We start from the raw sequence: 12,933 nt of genomic DNA, 5'->3' as shown, positions 1-12,933 counted from the left end.
TTTAGTAGAGCATCGGACATTTTCATTCAAGGAAACGCCCACTTTTAGATGCGGTGCTAATCCAATAGTTGGGTTTGAGCCGAAAATAGTAAGCTTATGGAATTAGTATTTTTTTATGGATTGGCTATTGCATCATTATTAATTGGAACTGCTGCCATTTACATGGCTTTAGTAGAAGCTTTTCCTTTAAGTTGGTTGTACTACCATTATTTTTTACGAAAGCCCCTCAATTGGTTCATTTTTATAGGGCTATTAGTATGGACAGGCGTAATTTTTTACCAAAGTAATGAAATGCCATTATGGGTCATTGCCCCCTTATTGATCACAGGACTTGCCTTGGTTTTAACTTATAAAATGCATCAGGAGAAAGCATTTCCTGCTGTGTTTTTTCCAGCAATGGCGAAAGATCCTAATCAACTACCTCTTGATGACCAAATGGAAATGGCCGTGATTGAATATGAGGGCATTACGAAGTGCTACCCCTTAGATTATGTCATTCACCACCACATCATCAATGACCATTTTGAAGATAAAATTGTAGCACTAACCTATTGTGCCATGTGTAGAAGCATCATCCCTTTTGATGTTACGGCAATAGGACCATTAAAAGTAGGCTCATTTAAAAATGCCAATATGATAGTGGCAGATGTGAGGACTAATACTTTCTTCCAGCAATCTACCTTTCAATCATTAATAGGTAAGCTGCATCCTTATGAGTTGACCATGATCCCATTTCAAATTCTTTCGTGGCTAGAAGTTAAACAAACAATTGAATCGCCTCAGGTCGTTAAAGTAAGCGAAAAAGATTTTAAGGATTTTGAATTACCAATTCCGGGTATTTGGAAAAAGTTAGTGGCTTCTGAAGCTACTCCAGGGCTGGCCTCAAAAAACCGTGATAAAACATTCCCTGCACGTACTCATGTAATTGGAATAACGGATAGCTCGATAAAAGACCGGTTGGTTTATTTAAAGAAGGAGGTATTATCAGAAAAGGTAGTGGAGAATAAGGAATACGGATTTGTCCTAATAGGGGCTGGAAAAACAGTAAATGCGTACAAAAATACTTTGAAAGCTCAAAAGCTAGCAATAAGATTAGACGGTAACGAATTAAGGGATGCAAACAGCAATACAAAGTGGAATATCAGAGGAAAATATATTTCTGGAGAGCTGAAAGCAGATTTGGAACCAATTGCTATTTCAGATGAATATTGGTTTTCATGGATTAAATTTCATGAACAATCGAAGCTCATTAGATTGAAAAGTTAATACTAAAATAGACACATAAATTAGAGTTGTTATGAAACATCTAGATATAATTGGTCCAGGCATCTTTATTATTTTCTTGTGTCTGATCACCTATCTTTTTGCAGGAAAAATTGGTCCCATAGTAATTGGGGGTGCAAGTGCTGGAGGTTTTCTTTTATACTTGAAAACCGGATATAAATACCGTTTTGACACCTCAAAAGTGATTGTAGCCTACTTGCTGACCATCATTTTTTTTATAATTCATGTGTATGAAGAATACATTTTTGGTTTTGAGAAAATTGCTTCTCAGCTAAGCGGACAAGAAGTTACTCAAGAAGGTTTGTTAACTTTTGCGGCATTTTTTGCGCCTATCATGTGGGTATCGGGTGCCATATTTATTATAAAGGAATGGGCTATTGGCTATTATTTTCTTGCCTTTTTCTTTGTGGCCATGACGATTGCTGAACTGACTCATTTTATATTTCCCTTCATTTTGTATGGAGAATGGCAATATACCGCAGGTGTAGCTACCGCAGCCATACCACTCATTCCGGCATGGTATGGATTAATAATCACCCTCAGAGAGACTAAAAAATTAAGAAATGAAACTTAGCAAACCAGTCTACTTATTTATTTTAATTATTTTCCTCAATAGGCCAGCAAGCGTTTGGGCTCATACTGGTGTCGATACTCATGCCGGCATGCTATCCAATATTATTGCCATAGGAATTGTGATGCTTTCTATTGCCATTTATCTATTAATTGACCAAGGAAGAAGGAACAAAACACCACGAAACAAAAACTAAGGGGAATATCAATTAAATTGAAGGATTTTAATGAGAAGTTGGGAAATCGCGCTGCTTAGTACCTCGTGCTTATTACATATATGAGATTAGTTGACTGACATCCCCAATAGTGCTTATTTGCTAGAACTGTCTCCTGACTCAATACAAAATTCTCTTCAAGCCCATCATAAATTCTAAGCAAAATGATAAGTTTGCAAGCGGATGTCCGCAAAACGAAAACTAACCATAGGAATATTAGCCCATGTAGATGCGGGCAAAACTTCATTGACGGAGTGCTTGCTGCACCAGGCTGGTGCGACTAAAGCACAAGGGAGTGTGGATAAAGGTTCTGCCATCACAGATGGCTTGGCGTTGGAGAAAAGCAGAGGAATTTCCATTAAGGCAGCTTCCGTAAATTTCAGCTGGAAACAAACGCAATTCCAGTTGGTCGATACCCCTGGTCATATTGATTTTGCGGCAGAAGTGGATCGGTCACTTTCCATTTTAGATGCGGTGATCTTAGTGGTTTCAGCTAAAGAAGGCGTTCAGGCGCACACTTTAAATTTATGGGAAAATCTGAAAGAGCGTAATCTCCCCGTCATCATTTTCTTTAATAAAATCGATCGAGATGGTGTTTTTCCAGAGCAGGTTTTTAATGATTTTCAGAAAGAATTAGGCGCTAAACTATTTGCTTTAAACCTTCCTGATTTATCGGATTCCCAGCAAATTCAAGTCATGCCTTTTGAAGCTTGCCGGAATCATACGGATCATGCAATTCTTGATAGCTCTCTAGAGAACCTAGCCGAATGTGATGAAGCTTTTCTGGAAAAATACCTGGAAGGAAATATTGGCGAAATGTCCACTATTTTGGCGCAAGCCTTGCCGCATATTCAAAACGGCAGTCTTCATCCTGTTCTTTTTGGAAGTGCTAAACTAGGGCTTGGGATTTATGAGTTATTAGATCAGTTAGAAAAGCTGATTTCTACTCCTCAAAATTATTTTTGTAATCCTGCTGCCAAGGTTTTTAAGGTTGAATTCCACGATAAACTCGGAAGACTCGCTTATATCAAATCTTATGGCGGTTTGCTAAAAACCAAAGACAGCATTCCTTCCCAGGAGATGGGCAAAGAAATTAAAATCAACCAAATATTTAAAGCCGAAGCGGGAGGATTGGAACAAGTCGCAGAGCTCAATCAGGGAGAAATCGGTTTGATCACTACCTCTGACATAATCTTGGCAGGAGATATTTTGGGCAATGAAAAACTAGCGGATTCCTATTCAAAAATCAGTAATGCCGTATTGGCGGTGGAGGTAAAAGCCGTAGAAGATAAAGATTATCAAAAGTTAGGAGAAGCATTAGAGATTCTTAATCTGGAAGATCCCATTTTAGATTTTAAATGGTTTAAGGAAGACAGAGAGTTTCACATCAAAATTCTGGGGCCTATTCAAACCGAAGTCTTAAAAGACAGCCTGAGCCAAAGGTGGGAAATTGAAGCAGAATTCCTTCCACCTAAAGTGATTTACAAAGAAACACCTGCTCAATCAGCCGAAGGCTTTGTCCGCTACTGGATGCCGAAACCTTGCTGGGCGATTATGACTTTCATGATTGAACCAGGAGAAGCGGGAAGTGGTGTAAACTTTGAAAACAAAGTTCGCACTAGCGATATCAGTCAAAAATATATTAATGAAGTGAAACGCGCCATTCCGTGGACCTTGAAACAAGGACTGCATGGCTATGAAGTAACCGATATCAAGATTACTTTGATCAAAGGCGAAGAGCATAATGTGCACTCGAATCCGGGTGACTTTTTATTAGCAACCCCAATGGGTATAATGCGAGGATTGGAAAATGCAGGTACTGATCTTTTGGAACCCATGTATGCCTTTGAAATCAAAGCCCATCAGGATTATCTTGGTTCGGTTTCTAGCGATTTAAGCCAGATGCGAGCTACTTTGGAAAGTCCTCTTTTCGATGGAGAATTTTTCATTTTGAAAGGTCGAGTTGCCGTAGCCGAAGCCATGGATTATGCCATCCAATTCAGTGCTACCACCTCTGGAAAAGGTCGCCTAAAACTCAGCTTGGATGGCTATGAAAAAACCACACTAACAGAAGAAAAAATCCGTCCCTACAAAGGCGTTTCACCACTTGATGAATCGCAATGGATTTTGCACATGCGCGGTGCTTTTAAGGCGGATGAGAGGATGATGGGTTAAAACAATCCACCCTCAGTCTGACGGTTGGAACCGACTGACCGATATAAGGAACTACCTAATTGAACAAAGCCGATCCTTGAACCATGTGCCAGAATGGAAGGCAATAGGATAGTAGAGGCGTCTACCTTAAGCTAATTTTGTAATTCGCTAGATAATATTTAGAATTAATTGATCAAAAGAAGCCCCTACTTAAAACATCAGTAGGGGCTATAGAATTATTTAAGAAGGTAAATGTCTTTAATTAATAGACCTTTACCGCCAATTTGATAGAGAACCTCTAAATTATCGTAGAGAAAGTTCCCAAATAAGGCCTCTTCATCATTCCCTATATCAGTGGTTTTAATAAACTGCTTTCCGTGATTTTTGGAATCATCGTAATATAAGGCAAGCTTAGATTTAGAGCTTTTTCTCATATTGTCTATATTTTCCACTTTTGCATTAGCCCCATCAGGACTGATTACAAATTTGAACATAGCAGCCGACAATCTTTGTGCAACACTAATGCTATAATTGATTGTACCATCAGGTAATACATTAAATGAAAGGCCTCTCATACCAGGGGTGCCGTGCTTATTGAAATGCTTATTATTGATCATCTCGGTATTATCAGTCAGCTCTTTTTTCCAGATTTTGTTCCCATTCAGATCATACTTTATCACGTAAGCACCTTCAAACCTTGCTCCTATGTTTCTAAATCTGTCTGGACCAAGTAAACCATATAGGTAAAAGTGATTACCCTTAAAGTCAACTCCCGTGTAACCACCTTCCGTTGGATATATATTTCTGTTCTGAGGATTAACAGTGTAATCTAAATTAGCTTGATCAGAGTAAATTTGAGCAGTAGTTTTATCTAACCGCGCGGGTCTAATAAAGGCCTCGTCAAGATTTACATTTAGCGTAATACTGCCTTTACGATTACCTGTGTTATCAAATGTGATGATACTTACCTCGGAAAAATTATTCTTATAATCAACTTTCTTAGAAGCTACGTAAAATTCTGAGTTTGTATGACCGATAAACTCCCAGAAAATTTCCTCTTCGCCTTCTACAGGAGGTAAATCTAATATTTTTCTAGAGTAGGAAAAATCATCAGCACCAAATGAATTAAGGATAAGTTTTTCATCTTTTTTCTTTCTGTCATGTTTCTGGTGACCATTATCTGTAGCTAAATAGTAAAAATAGTCATCATTGCAGAATATGGTTTGAAGTTCTTTTCCCAGTTCGTCCCTACCTTCTATTTCAAATTTCGTTTGCTTTCCTTCTGTGTCTAACTTACTAATATAGTGTGTTTTGCCATGATAGCCATTAGAATGAACCTGAGTTGTATAAAGAAATTTTCCTGATGGAGATGCTACCGTCTCGATAAGGGGGATACGAATATCTCTATAGGCCACATCTAAATCATTACTCCATTCCTTATCTAAGCTATTTCCATAACGGATGATTTTAATATTCATTCCCTTAATGGTAACGAAAGCAACACCATTTTCAACAGGCAGGGTTTTAAGAAGTCGTCCTTCTGTATTTAATTTTACTCTTTCTACATCCTGAGCTGACAGCTTGAAAAGAAGGAATAAGCTAAACAGTATTAGTAATGTGGATTTTTGATATCTCATTTGCATTGGGGGTTGTTTATTTGATTTTAAAATTTGACTGATAGTAAGGGTGATATACCCGCATAACTATTTAATGTGTTTTCTCCAAACTCTCCTGCGCTGTTAATAGAAAGTAAATAGAAGGCTTCTAGTCCTATGTACATTTCCTTAAATACTCTAAACTTTAGACCTGCTTTCGGCATTCCTCCTGCCCTGAACTGCAAAATGCTCTCTTCATTGACATAATTATTTTTAATTATGTTGTAATCATAAGTAACATATCTGAAGGTGAACTGTAATCCATAGGTTAAATAGAACCTTGAAGTCAAAGCAAAGTCAGCACCTTTTGATAATTGGAGATTGATAGATTGGAATTGCTTGTAAACTCTTTTTTCTGTATTGTTATCAGAGTCTATCAGCACAGTGTCTGTAGCAGGGCCTGCCTTGCTAAAACCTAGCTCAACACCCCACTTCGAAGTTTTTCTTTTGTAGGAATCTAAAGAATAATAGCCTAGCGTAGGAGCCGTGGCGGTATTAAAATAGTCTTTCTGTTCATCCAGTGGAGACTCAAAATAAGTCTTAAAAGAAATCATATTCGTTTGAGCGAGCAGATTCTGGCTAGAAATTAATAACGCAAAAATTAATAGCGTAAGGAATGGGTTTTTCATTTAAATGAGAAACTTAATCTTTAAAAAATAGTAACGGTTAACGTAAAATTTAAAACTAATGTATTAAAAATCAAACCTCAAACTTTTACCCTATTATTTAAGCGCTTTATTTATATTCAATAAAATTAGAATAAGTACAAGCATCTGGCTGTGCTGTTTTAAATTCAAAAATAAGTAAGCCAGTATTAGTACAAACAGACTTGAACTAAGTGAAAGGTCGAGTTGCCGTAGCAGAAGCCATGGATTATGCCATCCAATTCAATGCCACCACTTCAGGCAAAGGAAGATTAAAACTCAGCTTGGAGGGCTATGAAAAAACCACACTAACAGAAGAAAAAATCCGTCCCTACAAAGGCGTTTCACCACTTGATGAATCGTAATGGATTTTGCACATGCGCGGTGCTTTTAAGGCGGATGAGAGGATGATGGGGTGAGACTTTTTTTATTTTTTAGCAATAGTACAAAAGCTGAGTTCCAGCGGAACGACCTTACGGTAACAGAATCAGGTGAAGAGAACCCAAGTTCCGTAGGAACGACCTTCTGTGAACTGCACGATCAATTTACAGACTCAGCTGCTACCTAATAATAAGGCCGCTCCTACGGAGCTAGGTTATAGTATATAGCTATTGATTACCATATGTCCGCCCCGATGGGGCTAGGATTGGGCACAGGTTTACAAATAATGCTACCAAATGTTGCTTTAGCTAATCTAGTAGCCAGTAAAACAGGATGAAGCATCTTTGCAGTGAGATTTCTTGCTTGCTTTTATAATTGGCTCATAATCTAAGTTCCAGCAGAACGACCTTATGAGGAAGATGCACGATCTAAAGGTAATGGATGGGCTGCTGCGTATCATAAGGCCGCTCCTACGGAGCTACGTTATAGCTTGTAGCAACTGATTACCATAATTCAGTCCCCGATGGGGCAAAGGTAATGTACACATTAGCATATGATGCTTCTAGATTTTCGTTTAGTTTAACCAATCTGTCTGTAAGCATAAAATGAGGAAAGATCATGGAGGTGAGAATCTACAATTAGCATAAAAACTAAGTTTCAGCGGAACGACCTTATATGAGAAGAATTAGCCAGAAGTTTTAAAAATTAAAATGTAATGTTTAGTTTTTGAGTCCAAACAATTTCAACCATGGCCAATACCTATTCACAAATCAACATCCAATGCATATTCGCAGTGAAAGGACGAAAATATTTTTTGACCAAAGAAATACGAACAGAATTGTTCAGATACATGCATGGCATATTAAAAAATGATAATGCTTTTCCATTAGCAATCAACGGATGGAAAGACCAAATTCATGTATTTTTTGAACTATCCCCGAAGATGTCCATTGCAGACCATATGATGATGCTTAAATCCACTTCTTCAAAGTGGTTAAATGATAATTATTTTAATAATCGTGAATTTAGATGGCAAGAAGGTTATGGTGCTTTTTCTTACTCAAAATCACAACGGTCAAATGTAATTAATTACATAATGAACCAAGAGGAGCACCATAGAACCATGAGTTTTAAGGAAGAGTATCTGGGATTTCTTGAAAAGTTTAATGTTGAATATGAGGAGAGATATCTGTTTGAGTTTTATTGAGAGATTGGAGGCAATAAGGTCGCACCTACGGAGCTTGGGATTAGCTGACAGTTTTCAGTTACCATAAGTAGGTCCCTATAGGGGCTATTAACAGGCAAACTTTGGCGCTTAATTGGATCATGTTTATCTCTACCAAAATTGTAAGTTTTGAAAGAGAGCAATGACCACTTCATCAACTCAAAACTGTTCCAACTCCAATCTTCTCCAACAAATACAAATTATGGTCAATCACTAAAACATCATTATCTATGCTAAGCTTTTCTAAGATCCTGTAAAGCAGGTCTATATCTGCATAATGCAAGCCAGTACTCGGTTCATCCAAAATGAAGAGCTGATTTTTTGGAGTATCCTGTAGCCAATTTAACAGCAGAAGGCGTTGCTTTTCACCCGATGAAAGCGATTGTACAGTTTGCTCTAAACTCAAATGTGACAGACCTATTTCTTCTAAGCTGTTGAGGAAGTTAAGCCTAGAATTCGACACTTTGAAATCCGTAAACCAAGCTTTCAATTCCGTAATATTAAGCGCTAATATTTCAGCAATATTATTTCCTTTGATTTTGTATTTCAAAATGTGTTTTTGATAGCGCTTTCCATCGCAGTCTTCACATTTTTCAATGGCATTAGCAGCAACATCCAAGCTAGTTTCTACATAGCCTTTTCCTTTACAAGCGGGGCACTGACTGCTCTTGTTTTTGTAGGAGAAGTCGGAAGCCTTTGCACCTGTTTCAGATGCAGATATTTTCGTAATGTCTTTCAGTAAATCTAAATAGTCAACTAATAATGTGTCCGAATGGCTATTTAGTTTTTTAGGCTCAAAATACTCTGCACTGTCATATATTTTAGGAATTTCAATCTGCTCACAATTCACGGGACCTCCCTTTTGAATGCTTGGGATCAGGATGTCTTTAACCAAAGTGGTTTTTCCAATTCCTGATTTTCCTGTAAGAGCAGTGATGCTGCCAATAGGTAGTTTAAGCTCATCTCGCACCAAAGTATGTTTTGCTAGCTTACGAATATGGATATGTTTCTTTCCATCATTGAGCTGCAGCGCTTTGCTTGGCTCCTTCAAGAATGGGTGGCAATCATCTTGTTGCAGAAGCTCTTTAGTGGTTCCCTGATAGGTAATATAGCCACCCTGTTTTCCTGCCTTTGGACCAATCTGCACCAGATGATCTGCCGCATGGATAATGGCTTTGTTATGCTCAATGATAATGATCGTATTTCCTTTTTCGATCAGCTCTTTCAGAATTTTAACTAGATTAGGAATGTTATCATTCGATAAGCCTGCAGAAGGCTCATCCAATAAATAGGTGACCCCTTTTAGTGGACTATTGAGCTGTTTGATCAACTCTACCCTTTGGTTTTCCCCACCGGATAGAGTAGGAGATTTTCTGTTGAGTTGCAGATGGTCAATATGTAATTGCTTTGCCCGTTCAATGGTGTTGATTAAATGCGGTTCAATTTTAGCGAGTAATTTTCCGTCAACAGTGTTATCTGTATCATGTGCAGTTAACCATTTGCCCAGGGTTTTAAAGTCCATCGATTTAATTTCATGGATGGATTTATTATCTATAGTAAAAGCCAGTCTTTCTTGCTTTAATCCACTGCCTTCGCAATGGCTACATTTGCTATACGAAAACAATGAAGTCAGCTGGCTAATGTTTTTATTCTTTCTGGTTTTGTAATATTCCTCTTGCAAATATTGAAAAAGACCTTCCCATTTCATGTTCAAGTCTTGGGTGCCTGTACGTGTTTTCGTTTTGTATTCCCAGGTAGCCTTCCATACTTTTTCTCCTGTCCCATGAAATAGAATATCCTTTTGTACTTCACTTAATTCCTTGAAAGGCGTAGCCAGGCTAAAGCCATGTTCTATTCCAATTTTCTTTAAAATCGCCATGTGCTGACCAGCAGGATCCCCATAGTATCCAATGGCTTTATTGTGGGCAAAGAGGCCATCGGCTATGCTTTTGTTTTCATCCAATACCAATTTGTTCAAATCAGGCAATAATTCTTCACCTATGCCTTGACAAACTACGCATTTCCCCAGTTCGTGATTATTCGAAAAGTGACTGGCGGATAATTCTTCGCCTACATACTGCGCCTTTCGTGAAAAGGCAAAACGTAAGATTTTATCAATGCCCGTTTGCTTGGCTATGTCCGTTCTAATCGAATAGTTTTTTTCCTTTCGAGTAATGCAAATTGTAGGCGTAAGTCCTTCGATATGGTTGACTTCAAATTGAAAATTTACACCGACTCTTGACTGTTGATAACTAGAAAACTGCTTAGTCATTTCTTGCAGTCCGTAGCCATGCAAAGTGTCTATTACTAAAGAAGATTTGCCTGAACCTGAAATACCAGTAACTACAGATAATTTATGCTTGGGTAGTTCCAAGTTCAAGTCTTTCAGGGAATGAGTTCTAGCTCCCTGAATAATTATTTTTTCTCTTTGCTGATTCAGTTCTTCTTGAATTTCGACAGCTTGCATTTCCAGTGCGTTATCCACTAAAGTATCGCATCCTTTTTGGAAAAGTGCATGATTCTCAAAGCATATGATGCCAGCCGTTTGTTCCTTCAGTTCATGCAGTGCAAGGAGCAATTGTCTTACATTCTGTTGGTGCAATCCGATGCTCGGTTCTTCAAGTAACAAAAGCGTCTTTTTTGATTTCTTGGCAAAATGCTTGGTGAGTTTTATCCGTTGTGCCTCTCCACCCGATAAGGTATTGGAAGGTTGTCCCAATTTGATATAGCCTAAGCCTAACTGTAGCATCAAAGACAGGGTTTCAGTAATTTTCTTTTCCCCAGAGAAGAAATCATAAGCTTCTTCTATGCTAAGATTGTAGAGGTCTGCAATATTTTTTTCATTCCAATGCACTCGAAGCACTTCAGGCTTAAATCGTTTGCCGTTACATGTCGGACAAATCTGATTGATATTTCCCAGCGCGCTCATAGAAAGCGTAATAACACCTGCACCTTCGCAAGCTTCGCATCTTCCGGTTTTGTTGTTAAAAGAGAAAGCTCCCTTCGCTAGCTTTAATTCTTTTGCTTCAGAGGTTTTGGCTAGCAAGTCTCGTATTTTATCAGCTAGCCCAGTATAAGTTGCAGGATTACTTCTGGGAGTTTTTCCTATTGGCTGATCTGTTACGGTGAGTAAGTTTAAGTCCTGCTTTTCGCAAAAGCTCGAAATGCTTTGAAGCAGTCCAGGAGTTTTTCGGCTTATGACTGTCAATTCCTGTGCTTCTGGAGTAAACTCGGTTTCCGAGAAGTTTTTCGGAGGCTCAACATCAATTGAATTTCCCTGATTCAAGGCCTTCAAAGTTGGACTGTTTGTTTTCTGGGCCTTTAAAAAATCCTTGATAGAGCCATTGAAAATAACTTTCCCACCATGAACTCCAGCTTCTGGGCCCAGCTCCACTATCCAATCTGCCGACTTGATAAATTCTAGGTCATGCTCCACTACCATCACTGTATTTCCTCTTCGAATTAGCCGATCTAGAACGTGTAGTAAATATTGCTGATAGTCTGCCGATAAGCCAATTGAAGGCTCATCAAAAACATATAAAATGCCCTGAAGATTACTATTCACTTGGTTGATCAGTTTGATCCGTTGCGCATCACCGGAAGAAATTTCGGTGCTTGCTGTGCTCAACTGATAATCTTCCATGCCTAGCCGAATGAGGTCATATAACTGAATGGTGATCTTATCTGCAAGTACTTTTTCACCGGCTGAAAGTTGAAGCGAATTTAATTTTTTATACATTTCGCTTAACGAGAGCTCCATCCACCCGTGAAAATTTAGCCCTTGCCATTTGAATTTCAAATGCTCTGCTTTGATCCTTGCGCCTTTACAACTCGGACACACTTTTGAGCTCGCAAATTTCAAAATGTTGGGGTTTCTATCTCTTCTGAGAATATCCTGCATGATCGGCAGCATCCCCTTATAATAGCCCTCTTCTCTGGGTTTTGCCTTAATGCCTTGCCATCTCAATCGAGACTCCAAGCCATGTTTTCCATAAAACACTTTGAGCCGATTACTACCATTTAAAACGACATCTTGTTGCTCTTCCGTAAGATCCTTCCATGGAATATCTACATTAAAGCCATGCGCTTTGCACACCTTATTGAGTTCCTCTACGGTAATCTGAGAATAAACAATATAGCCACCAGGGAGGGTGGTGGTAATTGCCCCTTCTCTCAGCGTTTTATTTTCGTCTCCTATTAGTTTATTAAGGTCAATATATTCTGCTTCGCCAATACCTCGACAAACTTCGCATGCTCCCAATGGGTGATTAAAGGAAAATAGCGATTTGCTCATCTTTTCCTCAGCTGAATAGCGCGCAAATAGAATTCTAAAAATAGCCGTCAGCTCTGAGAGCGTACCAAAAGTGGTATTGATGGATTGGAAGCGTTTGGATTGTTCCACCTTAATCACAGGTGGTAAATCTTGTATTTCATCCATTTCCGCAGTGGGAATAAGTTGCCCATTTTGTTGGTTGTATGCCGGAAGACTTTCCAAGAAATAGCGATAGCCTTCATTGGCTATAACGCCCATTGCGAGAGATGATTTGCCGGAGCCCGACAAGCCTGTCACCACAATTAGTTGGTTTTCAGGTATTGTTAAGGAGATATTTTTAAGATTGTTTTGGTGGGCGTTTATAATCTTCATATTCTGCTTTTCTTTTAAAAATTTAAAGGTAATAAGAATATTACAGCATGATGATTCAACCTTAATCTTGTATTTTAAATCGATGATGATTTTGGCCCAGTTGGATGTGCTTTTTAAAAGAGAGGGCTAAAAAAATTTGGTCTCTAATAAATTAATGAAG

9 protein-coding genes are annotated in these 12,933 nt (G+C 38.5%); 6 read left to right on the top strand and 3 right to left on the bottom strand.

All coding sequences use genetic code 11. The features are described 5' to 3' along the window. Positions 1–96: 96 nt before the first annotated feature. The 4 genes from FTRAC_RS11630 (at position 97) to FTRAC_RS11615 (ending at position 4,244) form a co-directional block, all read left to right on the top strand. On the top strand, positions 97–1,266 hold the full coding sequence (locus FTRAC_RS11630) for a DUF3179 domain-containing protein (protein WP_013454448.1): 1,170 nt from the start codon (positions 97–99) through the stop codon (positions 1,264–1,266). 31 nt (positions 1,267–1,297) lie between these two features. Continuing rightward, on the top strand, positions 1,298–1,858 hold the full coding sequence (locus FTRAC_RS11625) for an HXXEE domain-containing protein (RefSeq protein WP_013454447.1): 561 nt from the start codon (positions 1,298–1,300) through the stop codon (positions 1,856–1,858). Next, positions 1,848–2,051 (top strand): hypothetical protein, encoded by a 204-nt coding sequence (locus FTRAC_RS11620; protein ID WP_013454446.1) that lies wholly within the window; start codon positions 1,848–1,850, stop codon positions 2,049–2,051. The genes FTRAC_RS11625 and FTRAC_RS11620 overlap by 11 nt, the downstream gene beginning before the upstream one ends. A gap of 201 nt (positions 2,052–2,252) precedes the next feature. Then, complete coding sequence (locus FTRAC_RS11615; protein ID WP_013454445.1) at positions 2,253–4,244, top strand: elongation factor G; 1,992 nt, start codon at positions 2,253–2,255, stop codon at positions 4,242–4,244. A 215-nt stretch (positions 4,245–4,459) separates the two neighbouring features. On the opposite strand, the gene FTRAC_RS11610 is transcribed toward FTRAC_RS11615, so the two are convergent. Next, a complete protein-coding gene (locus tag FTRAC_RS11610) occupies positions 4,460–5,860 on the bottom strand; it encodes a hypothetical protein (RefSeq protein ID WP_148230075.1) in 1,401 nt (466 codons plus the stop codon). 26 nt (positions 5,861–5,886) lie between these two features. Further along, positions 5,887–6,507 carry a hypothetical protein gene (locus tag FTRAC_RS11605; RefSeq protein ID WP_013454443.1) on the bottom strand — a complete coding sequence of 207 codons (621 nt, stop codon included), beginning with the start codon at positions 6,505–6,507 and terminating at the stop codon, positions 5,887–5,889. A 209-nt stretch (positions 6,508–6,716) separates the two neighbouring features. Here FTRAC_RS11605 and FTRAC_RS19815 point away from each other — a divergent pair, with 209 nt between their 5' ends. Together FTRAC_RS19815 and tnpA are read left to right on the top strand one after the other, a co-directional pair. After that, positions 6,717–6,887: a hypothetical protein gene (locus FTRAC_RS19815; RefSeq protein ID WP_185094400.1), complete on the top strand. Its 171-nt coding sequence runs from the start codon at positions 6,717–6,719 to the stop codon at positions 6,885–6,887. Positions 6,888–7,651: 764 nt separating this feature from the next. Continuing rightward, positions 7,652–8,110, top strand: coding sequence for an IS200/IS605 family transposase (gene tnpA, locus FTRAC_RS11600; protein ID WP_013454442.1), 459 nt, complete (start codon positions 7,652–7,654; stop codon positions 8,108–8,110). Between the two features lie 172 nt (positions 8,111–8,282). Here the strand turns inward: tnpA and FTRAC_RS11590 are convergent, their stop codons facing one another. Beyond that, positions 8,283–12,773 (bottom strand): ATP-binding cassette domain-containing protein, encoded by a 4,491-nt coding sequence (locus tag FTRAC_RS11590; RefSeq protein WP_013454441.1) that lies wholly within the window; start codon positions 12,771–12,773, stop codon positions 8,283–8,285. Between the last annotated feature and the right edge of the window lie 160 nt (positions 12,774–12,933).

It is taken from the genome of Marivirga tractuosa DSM 4126 (assembly GCF_000183425.1).
GTDB lineage: Bacteria > Bacteroidota > Bacteroidia > Cytophagales > Cyclobacteriaceae > Marivirga > Marivirga tractuosa.
The sequence above is the reverse complement of the archived record's forward strand: the minus strand, read 5'-3'. Positions and strand labels throughout refer to the sequence as shown.